This is a genomic window from Candidatus Manganitrophus morganii (assembly GCA_021651055.1).
In the GTDB taxonomy this organism is placed as follows: Bacteria; Nitrospirota; Nitrospiria; order SBBL01; family Manganitrophaceae; genus Manganitrophus; species Manganitrophus morganii.
Window position 1 is genome coordinate 1,341,594 of record JAJHOH010000001.1, and the last position, 22,877, is coordinate 1,364,470.

At 58.3% G+C, this 22,877-nt stretch carries 17 protein-coding genes; 16 read left to right on the top strand and 1 reads right to left on the bottom strand.

Annotation, left to right across the window (positions count from 1 at the left end):
• The first annotated feature begins 271 nt into the window (after positions 1–271).
• The 16 genes from MCM46_05920 (at position 272) to MCM46_05995 (ending at position 22,040) form a co-directional block, all read left to right on the top strand.
• Positions 272–1,489: an acetylornithine transaminase gene (locus MCM46_05920; protein MCG3111345.1), complete on the top strand. Its 1,218-nt coding sequence runs from the start codon at positions 272–274 to the stop codon at positions 1,487–1,489.
• On the top strand, positions 1,476–2,399 hold the full coding sequence (gene argF, locus MCM46_05925; GenBank protein ID MCG3111346.1) for an ornithine carbamoyltransferase: 924 nt from the start codon (positions 1,476–1,478) through the stop codon (positions 2,397–2,399). Before MCM46_05920 ends, argF begins: the two co-directional genes overlap by 14 nt.
• Positions 2,400–2,433: 34 nt before the next feature.
• The gene (locus MCM46_05930; protein ID MCG3111347.1) at positions 2,434–3,666 is read left to right on the top strand and encodes an argininosuccinate synthase; all 1,233 of its coding nucleotides are present in this window, start codon (positions 2,434–2,436) and stop codon (positions 3,664–3,666) included.
• The gene (argH, locus tag MCM46_05935; protein MCG3111348.1) at positions 3,650–5,131 is read left to right on the top strand and encodes an argininosuccinate lyase; all 1,482 of its coding nucleotides are present in this window, start codon (positions 3,650–3,652) and stop codon (positions 5,129–5,131) included. The genes MCM46_05930 and argH overlap by 17 nt, the downstream gene beginning before the upstream one ends.
• A gap of 236 nt (positions 5,132–5,367) precedes the next feature.
• The gene (locus MCM46_05940; protein MCG3111349.1) at positions 5,368–7,269 is read left to right on the top strand and encodes a cobalamin-dependent protein; all 1,902 of its coding nucleotides are present in this window, start codon (positions 5,368–5,370) and stop codon (positions 7,267–7,269) included.
• 39 nt (positions 7,270–7,308) lie between these two features.
• Complete coding sequence (gene lysA, locus MCM46_05945; protein ID MCG3111350.1) at positions 7,309–8,571, top strand: diaminopimelate decarboxylase; 1,263 nt, start codon at positions 7,309–7,311, stop codon at positions 8,569–8,571.
• 121 nt (positions 8,572–8,692) lie between these two features.
• Positions 8,693–9,013, top strand: coding sequence for a hypothetical protein (locus MCM46_05950; protein ID MCG3111351.1), 321 nt, complete (start codon positions 8,693–8,695; stop codon positions 9,011–9,013).
• Between the two features lie 75 nt (positions 9,014–9,088).
• Positions 9,089–9,913, top strand: coding sequence for a diaminopimelate epimerase (dapF, locus tag MCM46_05955; protein MCG3111352.1), 825 nt, complete (start codon positions 9,089–9,091; stop codon positions 9,911–9,913).
• A gap of 20 nt (positions 9,914–9,933) precedes the next feature.
• Entirely contained in the window at positions 9,934–10,815 is an 882-nt protein-coding gene (dapA, locus tag MCM46_05960) for a 4-hydroxy-tetrahydrodipicolinate synthase (protein MCG3111353.1), read from the top strand.
• Positions 10,816–10,842: 27 nt separating this feature from the next.
• On the top strand, positions 10,843–11,655 hold the full coding sequence (dapB, locus tag MCM46_05965) for a 4-hydroxy-tetrahydrodipicolinate reductase (protein MCG3111354.1): 813 nt from the start codon (positions 10,843–10,845) through the stop codon (positions 11,653–11,655).
• A gap of 100 nt (positions 11,656–11,755) precedes the next feature.
• Complete coding sequence (locus tag MCM46_05970) at positions 11,756–12,937, top strand: LL-diaminopimelate aminotransferase (protein MCG3111355.1); 1,182 nt, start codon at positions 11,756–11,758, stop codon at positions 12,935–12,937.
• Positions 12,930–13,565, top strand: a complete 636-nt coding sequence (gene folK / locus MCM46_05975; protein ID MCG3111356.1) for a 2-amino-4-hydroxy-6-hydroxymethyldihydropteridine diphosphokinase — start codon at positions 12,930–12,932, stop codon at positions 13,563–13,565. Before MCM46_05970 ends, folK begins: the two co-directional genes overlap by 8 nt.
• A gap of 37 nt (positions 13,566–13,602) precedes the next feature.
• Positions 13,603–14,238 carry a deoxynucleoside kinase gene (locus tag MCM46_05980; protein ID MCG3111357.1) on the top strand — a complete coding sequence of 212 codons (636 nt, stop codon included), beginning with the start codon at positions 13,603–13,605 and terminating at the stop codon, positions 14,236–14,238.
• 24 nt (positions 14,239–14,262) lie between these two features.
• Complete coding sequence (gene panC, locus MCM46_05985) at positions 14,263–15,129, top strand: pantoate--beta-alanine ligase (protein MCG3111358.1); 867 nt, start codon at positions 14,263–14,265, stop codon at positions 15,127–15,129.
• A 59-nt stretch (positions 15,130–15,188) separates the two neighbouring features.
• Positions 15,189–18,785 (top strand): hypothetical protein, encoded by a 3,597-nt coding sequence (locus MCM46_05990; protein MCG3111359.1) that lies wholly within the window; start codon positions 15,189–15,191, stop codon positions 18,783–18,785.
• Positions 18,786–18,800: 15 nt separating this feature from the next.
• On the top strand, positions 18,801–22,040 hold the full coding sequence (locus tag MCM46_05995; GenBank protein MCG3111360.1) for a beta-propeller fold lactonase family protein: 3,240 nt from the start codon (positions 18,801–18,803) through the stop codon (positions 22,038–22,040).
• A gap of 17 nt (positions 22,041–22,057) precedes the next feature.
• Here MCM46_05995 and MCM46_06000 read toward each other — a convergent pair whose 3' ends face one another.
• A complete protein-coding gene (locus MCM46_06000; GenBank protein ID MCG3111361.1) occupies positions 22,058–22,876 on the bottom strand; it encodes a formylglycine-generating enzyme family protein in 819 nt (272 codons plus the stop codon).
• Between the last annotated feature and the right edge of the window lies 1 nt (position 22,877).

Sequence of the window (22,877 nt, forward strand, 5' to 3'; positions counted from 1 at the left end):
GTCAAAAGGTTGCAAGCACTTACCCGCGCATCTGATCGTTGAAATCGGCGGTCCACCGCCTCTCTTACCGAATCGCGCTGTGAAGAGCCCGTCATTCGAATCCGACGATCATCCCGAAGGAGGCTTTGAGCAATTTCCGTACCGCTTCCGGCAAGGGATGCCGGAGTGAAAGGCCGGCATCCTTCACCGCAATCTCTCAATATTTATTGCTTCCAGCGGGAACTCTGTGTTATATAAGAATTTTCCTATTTTGCCGAGGGGAGCAAGCTCCTTGAAAAAGCGATCAACAACTTCATCGTGGATGAAAGAGGGCGACCGGTATTTGATGTCGACCTATGCCCGCTTTCCTCTCGTTTTAAAGCAGGGAAAAGGGGCGACGGTCGTCGATGTGGATGGAAATCGCTATCTCGATTTCGTCAGCGGGATTGCGGTCGACAGTCTCGGCCATTGCGATCCCCGCCTGGTGAAGGCGATTCAAAAGCAGGCGGCACAGCTTCTCCACGTCTCAAACCTCTACTACAACCTCCCGCAGATCGAATTGGCCAAGCTCCTCGTCACCCATTCGTTTGCCGACAAGGTCTTCTTCTGCAACAGCGGCGCGGAGGCGAATGAAGCGGCGATCAAGCTCGCCCGAAAGTTTGCCAAAGAAAAGCGCGACCCTTCCCGATTCGAGATCATCGCGGCGCAGGGCGCCTTCCATGGGAGGACGCTTGCCACGGTGACCGCCACCGGGCAGGAAAAATATCAGAAAGGGTTCGATCCGCTCCTCCCCGGCTTTCGGCATGTCCCCTACGGAGATCCGGAGGCGATGGAGAAGGCGATCACGCCGCAAACCGCCGCCATCCTCCTCGAACCGATCCAGGGAGAGGGGGGGGTTCGGGTCCCCCCGAAAGGCTATTTGACGAAAGTCCGAGAGATCTGCGACCGGCACCGCCTTCTACTGATCCTCGATGAAGTCCAGACCGGCATCGGACGGACCGGACGGCTCTTTGCCTATGAATACGAAGGGATCGTCCCCGACATCATGACCCTGGCGAAAGGTCTCGGCGGGGGGGTTCCGATCGGGGCGATGCTCGCCGGCGCGGAGGTCGCCGCGTCATTCACCCCCGGAAGCCACGCCTCGACCTTCGGTGGAAACCCATTGGTCTGCGCCGCGGGGGTCGCCGTGATCAAACAGGTGGCGCAGGGGGCCTTTCTCAAAGGGGTCCGCGACAAAGGGGCTTATCTAATGAAGAAGCTCACCCAGCTTCAGCGGAAGACGTCGGTCATCAAAGAAGTCCGGGGCGTGGGGCTGATCGTCGCCATCGATCTGACGATTCCGGCCATCGATGTCATCAACAAAGCGATGGCGCAAGGGCTTCTCCTCAACAGAACCTCCGATCAGACCCTCCGGTTCGTTCCCCCCTTGACCATTCGCCGGACCGAGATCGATCGGATGATTGCTTTGCTGACCGACATTCTCACGGAGCTTTCCCATGCCGAAGCGTGATCTCTTAAGCCTTGCCTCCCTCTCGGTGGAGCAGATCGAGTGGCTCCTCCGACGGGCGCAGTATTATAAAAATCGCTCGCGCGCGTCGAAGGAATCGCTCCCTTTGGTGGGGCGGTCGGTCGGACTTCTCTTTGAGAAATCCTCGACGCGGACACGCGTCTCCTTCGAAGTCGCGGTCACGCGGCTCGGGGGGCACCCGATTTTCCTCTCGTTCGACGATATTCAGATCAAACGGGGCGAGACGATCGGCGATACGGCGCGGGTTCTCTCCGGCTATCTCGACGGCTTGGTCATCCGGACCTATGAGCAGGAGAAGCTCGAAGATTGGGCCCGAAACGCGTCGATCCCGGTCATCAACGGTCTGACCGATCTTCACCACCCCTGCCAGATCCTCTCCGACCTCCTCACCATCCTTGAAAAGCGGGGGAAGTTGAAAGGACTCAAGCTCGCCTACATCGGCGACGGCAACAACATCGCCCACTCCTTGATGGAAGGCGGGGCGAAGGTGGGAATGAAGGTCGTGATTGCTTGCCCGAAAAAGTTCCTGCCGCATCGTAACATCGTGAAGGAAACAGAGGAGGTCGCTCGAAAGAACGGCGGGAACGTTGAGGTCATTCATGATCCGGTAAAAGCCGCCGAGGGAGCCGACATTCTCTACACCGACGTGTGGGTATCGATGGGCCAGGAAAAGGAAAAACAGGCGCGGGTCAGAACGTTCAAGCCATACCAGATCAACCAGAAACTGGTGGCCCAGGCAAAGCCCGACGTCCTGGTGATGCATTGTCTCCCCGCCCATCGCGGAGAAGAGATCACCGCCGAGGTGATGGAAGGGCCGCACTCGGTCATCTTCGATCAGGCCGACAACCGCCTCCCGATGCAGGAGGCGATTTTAGAGCGGTGGGTCGGATAATAGAAGTTGAGTGATTCGTTTTAGGAAAGGGACGATGGAGAAGAAAATAAAGAAAGTCGTGCTGGCTTACTCGGGAGGGCTGGATACCTCCGTCATCATCCGGTGGTTGATCGAGCGGTATCAGTGTGAGGTGATCGCCTTCTGCGCCGATGTCGGCCAGGGGGAAGAGCTCGCCGCCGTCGCCGAGAAGGCAAAGAAAACCGGGGCGAGCAAGGTCGTCATCACCGATCTGAAGGAGATCTTCGCAAAGGAATATCTCTTCCCGATGCTCCGGGCCAACGCCGTTTATGAGGGATCGTATCTCCTCGGAACTTCCATTGCCCGCCCGCTGATCGCCAAGGGACAGATGGAGGTCGCCAAGAAAGAAAAAGCCGATGCGGTCTCCCACGGCGCGACCGGAAAAGGGAACGACCAGGTTCGCTTTGAGCTGACCTACCTTTCGATCGACCCTTCGATCCAGATCATCGCCCCCTGGCGCGACTGGGAATTCAAATCGCGCTCGGAGCTGATCGCCTACTCTCATCAACATGGGATTCCGGTGACGGCGACGCTGGAGAAGCCCTACAGCATCGATCGCAACCTCTTCCATGTCAGCTACGAAGGGGGGATTTTGGAAGATCCTTGGGCGGAGCCGCCGGAGTCGATGTTTACCTTCACGACCTCACCTCGGAAGGCGCCGGATGAACCGCACTATCTTGAAATCGGGTTCGTCGACGGCAATCCGGTCAGCATCGACGGGAAGAAATACTCCCCCGCCAAGTTGATCGGCGAGCTGAACCGGATCGGCGGCGAACATGGCGTGGGGCGGGTCGATCTGGTTGAGAATAGATATGTCGGAATCAAATCGCGCGGGGTTTATGAGACCCCCGGCGGGACCCTTCTTCACGCGGCGCATCGGGCGATCGAATCGCTCACCCTCGACCGGGAAGTGCTTCATCTGCGCGACAGCCTCATCCCGCAGTATGCCCGGCTGGTCTACTACGGCTACTGGTTCTCCCCGGAGCGGGAACTCCTCCAGCGTCTGATCGACGGGGCGCAGGAAGGGGTCACCGGGACGGCGCGCCTGAAGCTGTATAAAGGAAGCGTGACGGTCGCCGGCCGGAAATCGCCCCGCTCTCTCTACCGCCAGGAGATCTCGACGTTCGAGAAAGACACCGTCTACATTCCTAAAGACGCCGAAGGCTTCATCCGCCTCAACGCCCTCCGGCTGAAGCTGATGGCGATGGGTCGAAAAGGATCGAAAAACCCGCATGGCAAGAAAAAGTAAAAAAAAGGGAACCGAGAAACCGCGGAGCAAAAAACCGTCCGGTTCCGACGCCTCCCCCCTCTCGCCTCCCGCCTCCCCTGCTTTTACAAAGGCCTGGGAAGGGCGGTTTACCGAGGCGACCGATCCGGAGGTGGAGCGGTTTACCTCGTCGTTCTCGTTCGACCGGCGTCTCTACCGGTATGACATTCAGGGGAGCATCGCCCATACGGAAGCGCTCGGCCGGGCCGGGCTGCTCACCGAGGGGGAGCGGGACACCCTGATTCGCGGCCTTAAAGAAATCGAAGCGGAGATCGCGGCGGAGGGGGATCGACTCCAGGCGGCCGCGGCCGATGAAGATATCCATATGCACATCGAGCGGCGGCTGGTGGAAAAGGTCGGCGAGGTCGGGGGGAAACTTCACACCGGCCGGAGCCGAAACGATCAAATCGCGCTCGACCTTCGTCTCTATCTTCGGGAGGAGACCCGAACGCTGCTCGAATTGATCCGGTCCGTTCAACGCGCCCTGGTCGCACAGGCCGAGTCCCACATCGGCACGGTCCTCCCCGGCTACACCCACTTGCAGCGGGCCCAGCCGATTTCGCTGGCGCACCAACTGCTTGCCTATTATGAGATGTTGGAGCGGGACCGGGGCCGGTTGATCGACTGTCTGAAGCGGATCGACCAGATGCCGCTCGGCGCCGGGGCCCTCGCCGGGAACAGCTTCGGGATCAATCGGGAGGTCGTTGCGCGTGCGCTCGGCTTCTCCGAGGTCACCGCCAACAGCCTCGATACGGTCAGTGATCGCGATTTCATCGTGGAATTTCTCTCGGCGGCGTCGATCTTAATGATGCACCTCTCCCGATGGGCGGAAGATTGGATCCTCTGGGCCTCTTCCGAATTCCGATTTATCGATCTCCCCGACCGGTTCTGCACCGGAAGCAGCATGATGCCGCAGAAGAAAAATCCCGACGTGCTGGAACTGATTCGGGGGAAGACCGGGCGGGTGTATGGGTCGCTCCTGGCCCTGCTGACCCTCCTCAAGGGGCTTCCGCTTTCTTACAATCGGGACCTTCAGGAAGACAAAGAGCCGCTCTTTAACACGGTCGACACGGTTAAAAGCGCCGTCCGGCTGCTGGCCGACTTGGTCCGGCAGGTCTCTTTCAGAAAAGAGCGGATGCTGGAGGCGACCCAGGAGGGTTTTCTCCTCGCCACCGATCTCGCCGATTACCTCGTTCCGAAGGGGCTCCCCTTCCGGCAGGCGCACAAGGTCGCCGGGAAGATCGTCCGCCAGAGCCTGGAAGAGGGCAGGCCGATGGAAGGGTGGACCCTGGCCGAGCTTCAGACTTTTTCTCCCCTCTTCGCGGGGGATGTTTTCGAATGTTTTTCGTTGACCGGCTCTTTGCAACGAAAGGGAGGGGTCGGCGGGACCGCTCCTCAATCGATCGAAGCCGAAATCCGAAAGATAAAACGAAAGCTGAAAGGGTAACAAAAACCCGGTAAAACTCCCGAAAAAGAGGAATTGAACCGTGATTCGAAAGCCGTTATACTACATTTTGGTCTTTTTTTTATGCTTTCTATTTCTATCGGCTTGTGGTAGAAAGGGGAATCCCGTTGCGCCGGATGAAGAACCCGGCCAAGATCGATCGACCCCTAAGAACAACCCGGAATCCAGCCCCTCATAATCCACCTGTGTTTTACTGAAGCGAGACGCAAGGAGGTACCATGCAGTTGATACAGCTCGGAAAAGCCGCGAATAAAAGGCCGGTTGCGAAGCAGCGGAAGAAGATTTTATTTATCGAACCCTATCCGGAAAACAACATCTATCGAATGGCCCCCAGAGAGCGCCAGGTCCTCTGGTTTCCGAAGCTGAGCCTCCCGAGTCTGGCCGCCTATACCCCCTCCCATTGGGACATTCAAATCGTCGACGAGAGCGTCGAGGTCATCGATTATAATGTCCAGGTCGATCTGGTCGGTATCTCGGCGATGACCTGTTATGCCCCGCGCGCGTATGAGATTGCCAAGCGCTTCCGCGCCAAGGGAATCACCGTCGTCCTCGGAGGGGTGCATCCAAGTTATATGCCGGAGGAAGCGGCCCGATATGCCGACAGCGTCGTCATCGGCGAGGCCGAGGATCTCTGGCCGAAACTCCTTCAAGACTTCGAGGAGGGAAAGCTTCAAAAGTTTTATCGAATGGAAAGTTTTCCGGCGATGGAAGGGTATCGCCAAACCCGGCTGGAGTTGCTAAAACAAGACGCCTACATGACCGGCCAGTGCTTGATGACGACCCGCGGCTGCCACTTTGAATGCGAATTCTGCTCGGTTTCTCCCTTCAACGGGAAAACCACCCGCCGGCGGCCGGTTCCCGAAGTGATTGCAGAGATGCAGCGTGTCAAAGAATGGCGGCAGAGCAAGATCGTCGACAAAATGCTGAAGGGACCGATCTTCGAGCGTTTTAAAACCTCGATCCGATTCTACTCCGGGATTGAAGACGGAACTTTCTTCGCCTTCGTCGATGATCTCCATAATTCGAACCGGACGTACTGCAAGGAGCTCTGGACGGCGCTGAAGGCGCTCGATATCAAGTGGGGGGCGCAGTGCACCCTCTTTCTGGGGGATGAGCCCGACATGGTGAAGCTCGCCGCCGATTCGGGTTGTGTGGCCATGTTCGTTGGGATGGAGTCGATCTTCGCGGAGAGCATCGACGAGACGAACAAGCCGTTCAACCGGGTCGAGCAGTACGAGCGGCAGATCAAATGTTTCCATGATAACGGGATCATGCTCAATCCGGGGGTGATCTTCGGATTCGACCATGACGATGATACGGTCTTCGAGAAAACGGTCGACTTCCTGATCCAAAACAACATGGAGCTTGCTTACTTTAATATTCTGACGCCGCTTCCGGGAACCCCGCTCTTCGACCGGATGAAGGCCGAGGGGAGAATCCTTCACAACGAGTGGGAAAAATACGACGGGAAACATGTTGTCTTCAAACCGAAACGGATGTCGATAGAGACCCTTCAAGAAGGGTTTTATTGGGCCAATCATCGGTTCTACTCGCATGACTCGATCATGCGGCGTCTCTTCTACACCAACCAGCGGCTGCTCGCGCGATGGATGATGAACATGGCCTTCCGGAGCATCATCAAGCGGACATCCCCGAAGGGAAGCATCTCCCCCCTCTCTCAGGTGATCCAGAACCTGCAAACCAGACTGCCGAGCGTTGAGACCGAGAACCTGATCCCCAACGCCTTAAACTCGCTGCGGGAAAAGGTCCAGGAGGTTTCCGGACAGGTCTCCGGCCGGATCGACCGCTTCCTCCAGATCCGGGCTCAGAAAACGGAGACGCTCCGCGAGCTTCGGGTCAACCTGGAAGGGACGCTCGATCGGTTGAATGCAAAGGAGCTGAAGAAGCGAATCCTTCAGGCGACGGAGCGGGCGAAGGTCGATATCGTTCTCAATTTCGAACACCTGCAACATGCGACGCCGGCCGCCTTTTCGACCCTGGCCGATCCCCAGTTTCTTACGAAGATCGCCGCCGCCGCCAATGTGAAGTTCATGAACCTGAAAAAGTCGTTCCAGCAGTCGGCCGACCCGGCGCTGCTTGCGTTGGACATGGAAATGTAGGGCAGCCCCTACAAACAGATCAATTTTTAGGATTGAATCATGCACGATTTTCGTTTCAAGAAGGGAAAACTCTACTGCGAAGATGTTTCGATCGAGGCGCTGGCCGAGAAGGTCGGCACCCCGCTCTACGTCTACAGCCACAACACGTTGCGCCGGCACTTCCTCGCGTATCAGAAGGCCTTTGCCAAGGTTCCGCACTTAATCGCCTTTGCAATGAAAGCCAACGCCAACCTCGCCATCCTTCGCCTCTTCGCCAAAGAAGGGGGCGGGATCGATATCGTCTCGGAAGGGGAGCTTCACCGGGCCCTGGCCGCCGGGGTCGATCCGAAAAAGATGGTCTTCGCCGGGGTCGGCAAAACCCGCAAGGAGATGGCGGCCGCGCTACGCGCCGGAATCTTGATGTTCAATGTCGAATCGGCACAAGAGCTGACCGCTCTGGACGAAGTCGCCAAATCCTTGGGAACCAAGGCGCCGGTCGCGCTTCGGGTCAATCCCGACATTAATCCGAAGACCCACCCCTATATCTCCACCGGGTTGAAGAAGAGCAAGTTCGGGATCGAGATCACCCGGGCGGTCGAGCAGTATCAGCTCGCTTCGCGTCTTTCGAATATCGAGGTGGTCGGAATCCATTCCCACATCGGCTCGCAGCTGACGCAGATCAAACCGTTCGTCGATGCCCTTAAGCGGATTTCAAAATTAATCGAAGAGCTGCGTGGGCGCGGCATGGAGATCAAATACTGGGATATCGGCGGCGGGCTCGGAATCACCTACGATGCCGAAAAGCCCCCCCTCCCGAAGGAGCTCGCCGCGGCGATCCTTCCCCTGCTGAAAGAGAGCGGCTGCACCATTATTTTGGAACCGGGCCGCTCACTGGTCGGGAATGCCGGGGCGCTGATCACCCGGGTGATTTATACGAAAGAGGGGGAGACCAAAAACTTTGTCATTGTCGATGCCGGAATGAACGACCTGATTCGTCCGAGCCTCTATGAGGCCTATCATGAGATCGTGCCGGTGGTCAAAAAGAAGCGGCGGAACGCAACCGTCGACGTGGTCGGGCCCATCTGCGAGTCGGGCGACTTTCTGGCGCAGGAGAGAACCCTCCCGCAGGTCGCGCCGGAGGAGCTCCTGGCGGTCTTGAGCGCGGGGGCGTACGGCTTCTCGATGGCGTCGAATTACAACGCCCGGCCCCGATCGGCCGAGGTCCTTGTACACGGCGACAAATATGCTACAATACGCGAACGCGAAAGCATGGACGATTTGATCCGCGGCGAGCGGATCCCGGAGTTTTTAGATTTTGGGTAGTCATAACAATCCCTCCCACCCCTCGGAAGGGACTCTTCCCCTGGAAAGCAGGACCGCAACCACACGGAAACCCCGCAAGCAGGGGAGAGGTTTTTTCCTCACTCTCCTTATTGTGAGCGCGGTGGTGATCGTTTTTATGACCGTGTTGGCGGTCAAGGGACGTGAAATTCATAATTTCACGTTTAAGAAGTTTGTCATCAATAAGGCGCTGGTGGCGCTGCTCCCCTCGGAGTATACGCTGGAAGAGGCCGAGCAGGTTCGCGAAACGGTCTACCGGTTTTATGACAATGCCAAGGCCGAGCAGATCAGCGACGCCGATCTGCTGGAAGTCAGCAACCGGATCCAGGCGATCATGACCGACGACAAAATCACGGACGAAGAAGCGAAGGGGTTGTTGGCGCTCATCGGGGAGAAGAAGGCCAAACCGGGTTCCACCGATTAAACGTAGGGGCGAATCTTGTATTCGCCCCCTGGGCAATCACAAAGGTCGCCCCTACAAATATAGAGACACAAATCAATGAAACCGATTCCTTTCTGGAAAATCAGCGGCAGCGGGAACGACTTTATCGTGATCGATCACCGGACCCCCTTGATCGATCCGCAGGAGATGAAACATTTCGTTTTCCGGGTCTGCCGCCGGGGCCTCTCGGTCGGCGCCGACGGGGTCATCCTGATCGAGCCGTCGACAAAGGCCGATTACAAATGGCACTACCTCAACGCCGACGGCGGGGAGGTGGAGATGTGCGGCAACGGCAGCCGCTGTGTTGCGCGGTTTGCTTATCTAAACAAAATCGCCTCGGCGAAACATACGATCGAAACCCTCGCCGGCATCGTCCAGGCCGAAGTGATCGGCGACCGTGTCCGCGTCCGGCTCCCCGATCCGACCGACCTGCGGCTGGATCTGAAGATTGAGATCGACGGAAAGAGCCATACCGGCCACTTCGCGAACACCGGCGTGCCGCATGTCGTCTACTTTGTGGAGGATGTGGATGCGGTCGATGTGATCGGCTTAGGTCGCGCAACCCGCCATCATTCTCTCTTCGCGCCGCGCGGCACCAATGCCAATTTCATCAGCGTGACCGACCGGCAGAATCTGAAGATCCGGACGTACGAACGGGGAGTGGAAGACGAGACCCTTGCCTGCGGGACCGGGGCGATTGCGGCCGCGCTTATCACGACCGCCCTCCAAAAAACAGCCCCCCCCGTTTCCCTCCTGACGCGAGGCGGAATCCGCTTGGGGGTCGATTTCACCCAGGAAGGCCGGACATTTAAAAACATCACCCTTGAAGGAGACGCGCGGATCGTCTACAAGGGAGAACTTTTGGAAGAAGCACTTTTATAAAGATTAAAACGAGGTATCCCATGTTTCACGGCTCCATCGTCGCCATTGTGACCCCTTTTAAAAAGGGGAAGGTCGATGAAAAAGCATTCGGCGAGTTGATCGATTTTCATCTCCGTTCGGGGACACACGGGATTGTCCCGTGCGGGACGACGGGGGAATCGGCCACCCTCTCCCACGAGGAACACAAACGGGTCGTGGAGCTGGCGGTGAAGATGGCCGGCGGGCGGATTCCAGTGATCGCCGGGACCGGATCGAACAGCACCGAAGAGGCGATCGCTTTCACCCGGCACGCCAAAGCGGCCGGCGCCGCCGGCGCTCTTCTGATCACCCCCTATTACAATAAGCCGACCCAGGAAGGGCTTTATCAACATTATAAAGCCGTTGCAAAGGCGGTCGATCTCCCCTTGGTCCTCTACAACATTCCTGGACGAACCGGAGTCAACATGCTTCCGGCGACCGTGGCCCGGCTGATGGAATTCGACAACATCATCGGGATGAAAGAGGGAACCGGCTCGCTCCAACAGATCAGCGACCTCGTCCAGCTCTGCGGCGAACGGCTCGTGATCCTCTCGGGGGATGATTTCACCGCGCTGCCGACGATGGCGGTCGGCGGCAAGGGGGTCATCTCCGTCACGGCCAACATCGCCCCCGCCGACATGGCCCAGATGATCGAAGCCGCCGCGCGGGGCGATTACGGCCGGGCGAAAAAGCTGCACGACCAGCTCTACCCGCTGCATCAGGTGATGTTTGTCGAAACAAACCCGATCCCCGTCAAAGCCGCCCTGGCCTTGATGGGAAAATGCGCCGACGAGGTCCGTCTTCCCCTCTGGCACATGTCGGACGAAAACCTCAAGAAACTGAAAGCGGCGCTGAAGCGGTACGGACTTCTTAAGAAGATGTGAACCTTGTCCCCTACAATAAGGAGGGAGATGAAACTCATCATTTCGGGTGCGGCGGGTCGAATGGGTCGGGCCATTCTCGATAGTCTTTATCACGAAGAAGATCTGGAACTCGGCGCGGCGCTGGAAAAGAAAGGCCACCCGGCGATCGGGAGAGATGCAGGGGAGCTGATCGGCGTCGGGAAATGGAAGGTTTCCCTCACCGATCAGATCAAGAAGGCGATTCCGGCGGGAGAGGCGGTCATCGACTTCACCTCGCCCCAAAACACATTGGCCATCCTACAAGAAGCGATGTCCAAGGGAAAACCGATGGTGATCGGGACAACCGGTTTCTTGAATGACGAAGAGAAAAAAATCGCAAAGGCCGCCGAAAAGATCGCAATCGTCCTCTCTCCGAATATGAGCGTCGGCGTCAATCTTCTCTTTAAACTGCTCGCGGAAGCGGCGGAAGCGCTGGGCGAGGCGTACGACATCGAGATCGTCGAAATGCATCACCGGCAGAAAAGAGACGCCCCGAGCGGAACCGCCCTTCGGATGGGAGACGTATTGGCCCGCGCGCGGAAAAGCCCCCTCTCTCAGGTCGGCCGCTTCTCCCGGCAGGGGAACATCGGCCCGCGTCCCAGCGGCGAGATCGGCATCCAAACGTTGCGCGGCGGAGATGTGGTCGGAGACCATACCGTCATTTTCGCCGGCCCCGGCGAGCGGATCGAGATGACCCATCGGGCCCACAGCCGAAATAATTTCGCGAGGGGCGCGCTGCTGGCCGCCCGCTGGGTGGCCCAACAACCCCCCGGGCTTTACGACATGATGGACGTTTTGAATCTGAAAAATAAAAGGGTGTAGGGTGTAGCGTATAGGGTGTAGGGAAAATAAAACCGCCTCTCGTCCCTAACTACACCCTGCACCCTACCCCCTACACCCTTTGTCTTTAGAAGGAGACCTCGTGAAGCAGATAGAAGTTCAGATGGCAGAGCGGATCAAACATCTCCCCCCATACCTCTTTGCGGCAATCGACAAGATGAAACAAGAGGCGATCCGCCAGGGGAAAGATATCATCAACCTCGGGATCGGCGACCCGGATTTACCGACCCCCGCCCCGATCATCCATCGCCTTCAAAAGGCGGCGGAGGACCCGCGGAACCACCAATACCCCTCTTATGAAGGAATGCTCCCCTTCCGCAAGGCCGTTTCCAACTGGTACAAGCGGCGTTTTAATGTCACCCTCGATCCCGAGAGCGAAGTGTTGACCCTGATCGGATCGAAGGAAGGGATCGGCCATTTCCCGCTCGCCTTCATCAACCCGGGCGATGTCGCCCTGATGACGAGCCCCGGCTATCCGGTCTATCATGCCGGAACCTTATTTGCCGGCGGGAAGTCTTATTTTATCCCGTTGAAAGCCGAACGGGGATTTCTCCCCGACCTGGCCTCCATTCCAACCGAGGTGGCCAAGGCGGCCAAGATTCTCTTCATCAACTCGCCGAATAACCCCACCGCCGCGACCGCCGATCGGGGGTTCTTCAGCGCCGTCGTCGAGTTTGCCAAGCGCTACAACATCATCGTCGCCCACGACGCCGCCTACTCCGAAATGTTCTACGACGGAAATCGCCCCCCCAGCTTCCTGGAGGTCGAAGGGGCCAAGGAGGTCGGGGTGGAATTCCACTCCCTCTCCAAGACCTACAACATGACCGGTTGGCGGATCGGGTTCGTCGTCGGAAACCGGGACGTTCTAGCCGGGCTGGGAAAGATCAAGAGCAACCTCGATTCCGGCGTCTTCCAGGCGGTTCAAGAAGCGGGAATTGCCGCGTTGGAGATGGAAGATGGCGTCGTGGAAACGATTCGGAAGATCTACCAGGAACGGCGGGACACCCTGATCCCGGGCCTTCAGAAACTCGGCTTTAAAGTAACCCCGCCCCCCGCCAGCTTCTACGTCTGGATTCCGACCCCCGCGGGGGTCGCCTCCGCCGATTTCACCGCCCTTCTTTTGTCGAAGACGGCGATCGTCACGACCCCCGGCAAGGGATTCGGCGATGCCGGAGAAGGTTATATCCGGATGACCCTCACCGTTGGGACGGAGCGGCTTGAAGAGGCGCTCGACCGAATGGAAAAATCGGGAATCCGTGGGTAAAAGGGAACCGGGGGCCAGGGGCCAGGGGTCAGGGAAAAAGAAACCCATTTTAAAACCGCTCCCCGACCTCCGACCTCTGACCCCCGCTTTTATCGGCATCGGTTCGAACCTCGGCGATCGGCTCGCCTCCTGTCGCGAGGCGGTCCGCCGGCTTGGATCAACGCCGGGCATCCGGATTAAGAAGATCTCCTCCCTTTACGAGACAGACCCGGTCGACTACCTCGAACAAGATCGATTTTACAATGCCGTCGTTGCGGTCGAGACCTCCCTTTCCCCGGACGCTCTCTTGAAGGAGTGCCAGGAGATCGAACGGCAATTAGGGAAAACAATTCTCATTCCCAAGGGACCCCGTACGATCGATCTCGACCTTCTTTTCTATCACGATCAGATCTTGAATGCGCCCGGACTTCAGATCCCTCACCCGGCCATTTCGAATCGCGCTTTTGTCCTGGTCCCCTTGACTGAAATCGCACCCGATTTCATCCACCCGGCACTTCATACCTCCGTCGCGGAGACCCTCCGCCGTTTGAATGTAGAGACGTCCCGGCGGGACGTCTCTACAAAGATTGAAAGAATCGCCGCGCCGGGATGGGAGAAAATCCCCCTGGTGTCGAACGGACCGTCCTGAGATTCGCCCATTTATTTAAAAAACAGGCTGAGGCAAGATGGGTTCAAACAGACTAATTGTGATCGAAGGGGCCATCGGGGTCGGGAAAACGACCCTTGCGCAGCTCCTGGCGCAGGAGCTGAAGGCCGACCTTCTTTTGGAAAAAGCGGAAGAGAATCCATTTCTTCCCCAGTTCTATGACGACCCGGAGAAGTGGGCCTTCCAGACCCAGCTTTTTTTCCTCCTCTCCCGGGCCCGCCAGCTGGAGGAGCTCGTCCAACAGAGCCTCTATGCCGAAACGACCATCACCGACTACTTCTTCCCCAAAGACCGGATCTTCGCCTATATGAACTTGCGCGAAGAGGAGCTGGTCCTCTATGAGCAGATCTACAAGATCTTGAACCCCCATATTCCGAAGCCCGACCTGGTCATCTTTCTGCAGGCGCATACCGATGCGCTCATCGATCGGATTCAACAGCGAGGGAGGCCTTATGAGAAGGAGATCCGGCCGGAGTATCTCCGCGCCCTGAACGATGCGTACAACCGTTTTTTCTTCCATTATGATGAGAGCCCCCTCCTGGTGGTCGAAACCAGCGACATCGACTTTGTCCGGAATCGAGCCGATCTGACCGATCTGGTCACCCAAGTCAAACAGATGCGGCGCGGCAAGGAATATTACCATCCGACACGATAGGGAGATCGCCTGTAGCGGCGACGCATGCGTCGTCCCTACCCTTCGAAAATGAGAACCCTCTCCAACATCAAAGCCGTTCAGAAAATCCTGGCGCCCTTATGCGGCAAGAAGCGGATCGGGTTTGTCCCGACGATGGGGGCCTTTCACGAAGGGCATTTGGCCCTCATGCGCCGGGCCAAACGCGAATGCGATTTCGTCGTCGTCTCCCTTTTTGTGAATCCCCTTCAATTCGGACCCAAGGAGGACTTCACCGCCTACCCTCGCTCGGTTCCTTCGGACCGGAAGATGGCTCAAGAGGCGGGGGTCGATCTCCTCTGGACACCGACCGCGGAGGAGATCTACCCCTCCCCCTACCGGACTTTTGTCGATGTGGAAGAAATCACCCGGCGCTGGGAAGGAGCCGTTCGGCCGGGTCATTTCCGCGGTGTCGCGACCATTGTCGCCAAACTCCTTCAGGTCGTCCAGCCCGACCGGGCCTATTTCGGCCAGAAGGACTACCAGCAGACCCGTGTCCTTCGTCAGATGGTGAAGGACCTTCATTTTCCCGTTTCGATTCGAATCCTTCCGACGGTTCGGGAAAAAGACGGCCTGGCAATGAGCTCCCGCAACCAGCGTCTCTCCCCCGCCGAGCGGGCGGCGGCGCCCATTTTATTCAGAGCCCTCAAGCAGGCGGAGAGGCGTGTCCGGCAGGGAATTCATGAAAGCCGGCCCCTTCTCCAAGAGCTCAAAGCGCTGATTCAATCCGAGCCGCTCGCCCAAATCGATTACATCGCCCTCTGCGATCCGGCGTCCCTGGAGCCGGTCGAGAAGATCCAAAAAGAGGCGGTGTTCCTCCTGGCGGTCAAAATCGGATCGGTCCGCCTGATCGATAACCTTCTCATTCGCATTTGACTGTTTTGTCGCGTTTTTTAGCTTGACAGAATCCCTTTTTTTTCAAATAATGGCGACGTATGAAAAAAAGCCGTCGAAGCGACAAGCCGATCAAATTGTATTCGTTCCTCGGGATATTGCTTCTTTTTTTTCTATCGGTGAACAGCCTCGGCGGCTGCGGCGATGTCACCGAAAAGAAGACGGTCTCCTCCTCCAGAGAGAGCAAAGGGAGCACCCTCTACGTCGTTAATGCAGGCGATGGAAGCCTGCTGGCCTTTGATCCTCCCCAAAACGCTGCAAACAATCTCCAATCTGTTCTCCCGCAGGGAAATGTCTCCCCCGGACGACGCTTCCCCGAAGGGGTGACCGGGCCCGCCGGGATCTTTCTCGACCCGACCACCGATACCCTTTACGTCGCCAACGCGGGTCAGAATGCCATCCTGATTTATGAGAATGCCAGCACGCTGAACCCGTCGCTTGGCTTGGCCGCCGCAACCCGCACGATCTCAGGACCGAACACCGGGTTGCATCGTCCCTTCGCGGTCATCTATCGCCCTCAGAACGGACAGCTTTATGTCGCCAACACGGACGATTACAGAATTCTCATTTTCGATGAAAACTGTCCCGGCGCCCCGTCCGCTCTAGATGGAGACATCGCCCCCTGCCGGACGATCTCAGGGACTTCGACGTTGCTCGACTACCCCAGAGCGCTCGCCTTGGATACCGGCACCGTTCAGACCCCGCGAGATATCTTATACGTCTCAAACATGGGGGGAAATTCGATCTTGGCCTTCGACAATATTTCCCAGCAGACGACCCAAGGAGACGTCACACCAAGCCGGGTCATCACTTCTCATCCCGACGCCGGCCAAGCAGAGAGCATGTTGCAGCTCCCTTTCGGTCTCTTCATCGACAACGCCGACGACCGGCTCTACGTGGTCAAATCAGGGGGGAACCTGCCGGCGATCTTCATCTACGAGACGGCGAGCCTCAAAGGGAACACTCCCGCCGCCTGCACATCGAATCCATCGCTATGCGGCACCGCGCCGGAGCGAATCTTGACCACCGATTTCAGCGCGCTCCCCCCGGAATGCAACGACGTCTCCGCCCCCCCGGAATGCGCCACGACCCAGATGACGAACCCGGCGGGAATCGAGGTGGATGTCGCCCGATCGCGGATTTACGTCGTCAACAACAACAATACAAACAACGTCAACGTGACCGGCGGCAAGAGCACCAGCAGTACGGCCCTCCTCGTCTTTAGCCTGAAAGACGCCGACGATACCGAACGCTGCCCCGTCACCGCCGCTCTCAACAGCTGCAATATCTCCCCCGATTGGCGGATCGGCGGGGATGTCACCGGAGACAACGAGACCACCCTGACGAACCCCGTCGGCGTCGCGGTCGATATGGAGAGAGATCTGGTCTATCTTTCGAACCCGACCGCCAACAACATCCTTGTCTTCTCCCTGGAAGGGGACGTGGCCCCCGCCAAGATCAATTCGGGAGGGAACACCCAGCTGCAGCAGCCGATCTCTTTCTTCTATGACAGTACGATGGACCGCCTCTATGTCGCCAACTTCAATTCGACATCGGTCATTCCGAATACTCCGAATATCACCGTTTACGATGATATCAGCAGCCGGTTCTTTTTGAACAATGCGCCGAGCTGGACGATCACCGCCCCGGCCTCCGATATTCAACGCCCCCGCGCGGTTTACCTCGACCGGACCCGGGGCCTGCTGATTATTCTGAGCGGGAACATCACCGACCCTGAACTTCAGATCTACGACATCGATACCATTCCTAATTTTCCGCTCGATTCGGCTCCCACGACAACGGCGCTCACCCTCCCCGCGCCGACGAAAACCTTCGCCACCGCCGAGGGGCTCCACCGGCCCAAGGCGATGGCGGTTGATGAGGAGCGCGGCTTCGTTTACATCGTAAACGACTGCGACGCCAGCCCGCAGTCCAATTGTCCAACGGCCCAACCGACCGGGAACCGGATCGTCGTCTACGATCTGGACGATTTAAGTCTGACCGCCCCCGTCCGGGTGATCGGCGGGGCGGCGACAGGATTGAACCGCCCCTTCGGCGTCTCCATCGATACGGAACGGGACATCCTTTATGTGACGAACACCGGTTCGGCCGGAAGCAATGTCAATGCGATCTTGGCCTTCCATGATGCCAGCACGACAAATGGGAACATTTCCCCGGACCGGGTCATTTCCTCTCCCGGCGGCGCCGCAGCGGACGAAATCCTGAGCACCCCGACCGCTCCCGCCGTAAACATGGACGACGATCGCCTCTATCTAATTAATCGGGGGAACAATTCCATCTATATCTACGACAACGCCAGCGGCCGGGACGGCGCGCTGGACCCCGATCGGAAAATCGCCGGCAGCGCTACCTCTCTTTTCTTCCTCGGAGGGCCCAGCGGGGACGGAACCGACATCACCGGCGCCCTGCTCGTCGATACGAGCGGGGGAAATGAAACACTTTTCGTCGGTCAGCCGAGAGACCCCACCTGTCCGGACAGCTCGGTCGCCTGTGTTGCCTTACGCGGCGCTTTTCTCATCTTCAGCAGAGAGGGAAATCTCGCTCCAAGCCGCATCTGGTCGGGAGGAGGGGCGCCCTTTTTCGGGCCATCTGCAATCGCCCTCGACGGAGACGTCCTCTATATGGCGAGCCAGGGAGATCCGGCGGTCACCGGAGACGACACCCTATCCATCCTGACGGAGGCGAGCCGTGTCAATACGGATGGCGATCCTCCGCTGTCTGTATCGATCCCGGCGCTCAATAATCCGGCCGGACTCTTCGTCGATCCCGTTCAAGACCGGCTTTACATCTCCAACACCAGCAACGACGTTCCCCTGACAGGCACGATCGTCGTGATCGAAGGGTCCGATTTTGTGACCGGCGCCGGAACCCTCTTTTCGACGGAGCTGGCGCCCGGCGATACGATAAGTATCGGGACAACACTTTTTACCGTCTCTGCCGTCGGCTCCAATACCTCTCTGACCCTGTCCGCCCCCTACACGGGAACGACCGCCACCGGGATTGTCGCTTCCAGGCGGATCTGTATCAACACAGACCCCCCTTGCAACGCCGTTTTAATTTTTGACAACGCCGGCGACCTGGCAGATGCAGCCGGCCCGGTCACCCCCGATCAGATCCTGTCCAACGACGCGCTCGATACGCCGCGAGGCTTGGCCGTCGACCTGGACCGAAGAGTTCTCTATATCGCAAATGCCGGGGGGGATTCCGTCTTGATTTTCAGAAACCTGGAGGCGCTGAACGGTTCGGTCGCATTCGACGCCGAAATCGGCGGGCTGGGCCAGCCGGTGGCGGTCGCCGTGGACGCGGCGAACGAGCTGTTATATGTCCTCGATCAGGAAACGTTGGAAATTAAGGTATTCGACCAACTCTCCACACTCAGCGGAAGCGTCATTCCCTCCCCGGTCCGGGTCATCTCAGGGGGGTTCATGGTTCAACCCTCCTCCCTTTTTCTCGATCCGCAAAATGACCTGCTCTACGTGGCCGATCAAGGGGCGAACATGGTCTACATCTTTACTGAGGCGAGCTCGGCTGAAGGGGAAGCCCATCACACAACGCTCGCCGGAAACACCACTGGCCTGAACCAGCCGGTCGCGCTTTCCGTCGACACCACGAGGTAATCCGAATTGAGATACGTGCGCTGGATAATGCTCCTCCTTGTCCTTCTTGGCGCAGGAGGGTTTCAGGGGTGCAGTGGCAACAGTAACGGCTCCGGTCAGACTCAGGAAGCGCCGGACCTGCCGCGCGGCGATGGGAATCTCTACGTCGCCAACAACGGAACGGGAAGCCTTCTCGCCTTTGACAACGCCTCGACCGCCGAGGGAGATCTCTCCCCTGACCGCCACTTTCCGGAAACCATCGCCGAACCGACCGGCCTTTTTTTGGATCAAACGACAGACACCCTTTACGTCGCCAACACCGGCCAGAACGCCATCCTCATTTATGAGAATGCAAGCACGCTCGAACTGCCTGACGGCTTGGCCTCGGCGGACCGGGTGATTTCGGGGCCGCAAACCGGACTCCGCCTTCCCGGCGGCGTCGCCTACGACGCGACACGGCAGCGGCTTTATGTCGCGAATGAAGGGAACGCATCCATTCTGGTCTTTCACGCGAGCTGCTCGGAAACCGGTCTTCTCGACGGCGATCTCCCCCCCTGCCAAGTCCTCTCAAGCACTTCGACCTTGCTCGACGCTCCGGGGGAGCTCGCAGTAGACCCGGCGCGAGACATCCTTTACATCTCGAACGAGGGAGCCAACTCGATCCTGGTCTACGAAAATGCCTCTCAATCATCGACTCAAGGAAATCTTCCGCCGACCCGGACGATTTCATCGATTCAATCTCCTTTAGGGATCTTCATCGACAGCACGAACGACCGGCTTTACGTCGTTCAAAGCGAGGACCAGGCAGCGGTTCTGGTCTATGAAAATGCCTCCACCCGGGCGGGTCAGACCTCCCCAGATCGGACGCTGACCGGTTCGAACACCCTTCTCGTGTTTCCGATCGGAATCGATGTCGACATCGACCAGAATTTGATCTACGTCGTCAACAACGACCACACGGCAGACGGCGACAGCGCCCTGCTCATCTTCTCCGATCCGTTCGCCAACTGCGCCGTCTGCGACGTCTCCCCGAGCCGGATCATCACCGGCGACGAAACGGGGCTCACCGACGCAACCGACATCGCGGTCGATTCCCAGCTCGACCGGATCTACGTCTCGAACACATTGGACAACGCAGTCCTGCTGTTCGGGATGGAGGGGAATATTCCGCCGACAAAAATCAACACCGGCTCCGCCACCCGGCTGGAATGGCCGATCTCCTTTTCCTACGACAACGAGGAGGACCGGCTCTACGTCCTCAACCTCCGCTCCTTCCTCGGCGGCGCCAGCTCCCCGATGATCGCCGTTTGGGACAATGTCAGTGAAACCTCCCTGAACAACACCCCCCCGAGCTGGGGGATCCTCGCAAGCGGCATTTTGTTCCCCCGGGCGATCTATGTCGACAAAACGAGAAATCGTCTTCTCCTTCTTCTGCCGTCCATCAATGAGCTTCGTGTCTATGACCTCGACGCCGTCATTCCCAGCCCCCCGACCGGAAACGTTGCGCTCCCTGCTCCGGTCGCCACCTTCACCACCGGTCTCAACGGCCCCCTGTCGATGTCGGTCGACGAAGGGAGGGGCCTTGCCTACGTGGCGAACGACACGAACAACGGCGTCGTCGTCTACGACCTGGACACCCTCGACCCCACCCCTCGGACGCTGGTCGGATTGCAGACCCAGCTTGTCCGCCCTTTCGGACTTTTCGTCGATCCGGATCGGGATATCCTCTATGCGGTCAACACCCAGAGCAATAACATTCTCGCCTTCGATGACGCCAGCGGAAAACAGGGGAACACCCCGCCCGACCGAGTGATGACCTCCTCTTCTACCTTGGCTTCAGAGGACCGGTTGAACGCGCCGACCGCCCCCTTCATGAACGTGGCCAAAGACCGGCTCTTTATCATCAATCGGGGAAACAATTCCGTCTATATCTTCGACACTGCCAGCACCCTCGACGGAGAGATTGAACCCAACCGGAAACTGGTCGGAGACGACACGGAAATCTCTTTTCCCCCCTCTCTTGATCCCCAAATTACCGGCGCGCTCTGGGTCGACACCAGCCGGGGGGGAGAGCGGCTCTTCCTCGGCGAGCCGATCGACCCGACCTGCACCCTCCCCCAGAACCAATGCGCGCGGGGCGCCTTCCTCCTCTTCAGCGCGGAGGGGAATTTTGCTCCGGGCCAGGTTTGGAGCGGCGGGGAAAATCAATTGATCGGCCCCTCGGCCGTGGCCGTCGATCCAAGACGGGACCTCGTCTACGTCGCCAACCAGGGAAATCCGACGATCACTTCGGACGACTCGCTCTTCCTTTTTACCCACGCAAGCAGGTCTGATGGGAAGATGCCATTCGACGGCACTTTTTCCGTCACGGAAGGAAGCGTGATCGTGACCGGAACCGGAACTTCCTTTACCACCGATTTAGCCCCCGGCGACCACATCAAAATCGGGGAGAACGCATTGATCGTTTCGACGATCTACTCGGATACCACCCTGACATTGACTTCGCCTTACCCCGGAGAGACCGCGTCCGGCCTGTTGGCCCTCCGCCTTCCCCAGACCCCTTGCAGCCCGATCTATAACCCCGAGGCCTCTTCCTGTCCCGATACCAAGCTGAACAACCCGGCCGGGCTTTTCGTCGATTCGGATCAAGACCGCCTTTATGTCGCGAACGCCGGAACCGATTGCGCCGATCCCGCCGCGCCGTGCAACAGCCTCCTCGTCTTCCACGCCGCCAGCAATTTCAGCTTCAACGCGGTCCCCAACCAGGTCATCACGAGCGATCGCCTCAATAGCCCGCGGGGCCTGGCCGTCGATTTAGGACGACAAACCCTTTTCGTCGCCAATCATGGAAACAATTCGGTATTGGTCTTCAAGAATGTGGAGGATCTGAATGGAGAGGTCAGTCCGGACGCGGAGATCGGCGGGGCCGCCACCGGGATCGATGAGCCGATCGGCGTTGCGATCGATCCGGAGCGGGACATTCTCTATGTTTTGAATGAGGGGACGTCGGAAATTTTGGTCTTCGAGAACGCTTCGAGTCTGGACGGAGACAGCGCCCCCGCCCGTACCCTCTCCGGGAATTTCATGCAAACCCCCTCCTTCCTCTTCCTCGACGCGGAGGGGGATCTTCTCTATGTGGCCAATCGGGAAGCGGACGCGGTCCACATCTTCACAGACGCCAGCCGAGCCGACGGGGAAGCCGCGCACAAAACGATCACTGGGATCAACACAGGCCTCAATCAGCCGGTCGGCTTGGCGGTCGATACGGCCCGCTAGAGAGAATGCCCCGCCGATTATCCGTTTTTTGCGCAGCGAAACCCCAGAAAGGGAAAGCGGTCGGTCGGCGCGACGTTTTGCCGGAAGGGAAGACGGGAAAAAATAGGAAGGGAATAGTGACCTGACTCGCCGAAGGCGTCGCCTTTGGCGATCTTGAATAGCTCTCCGAAATCGGGGCTCTGATGATCGCCCCCCGGATATTGCTTGTACCAGTCGGCGACCCACTCCATGACGTTTCCGTTCAGATCAAAAACACCATAAAAGCTTCGGTCCTCTTTCCACCGGCCCACCGGAGTAATGCCGCCGTGGCCGCCGGCGCTGACGTTGGCCTTCGTTGCATCGAATTGATTTCCCCAGACGTAGAGGTAGCCGTGCGGCCCCCGCGCCGCCTTCTCCCACTCCGCCTCGGTCGGAAGACGCTTTCCCATCCATTCGCAATAATCCTCGGCCTCGAACCAGTTGACGTCGGTCACCGGAAAGTTCGCCTGCCCGCCGGGAAAACGCCCCTCTTTCCAGGAGGGAGGCGGCCGTCGCTGGCGCTGTTCGACAAACGCCGCATATTCCTGGTTCGTCACCTCGTATCGGTCTATCAGAAAGTCGGCGACGAAGATCCTTCGCTCGGGATGTTCATCGAGATACCACGGCTTCTTATTTCCGAATTCCGCCTGGTTGTTGCCGGAGGTGTCGACCTCATTGCTCCCCATGATGAACTCCCCGGCGGGGATGAGGACCATTTCGGGAGGAACTTCCTGCTGACCGGAGAAAAAGGAGATAAAGAGCGCAATTGGAATAGAGAGGAGGAGAAAGAGGAAAATCAACTTTCTGACAAAAGACATT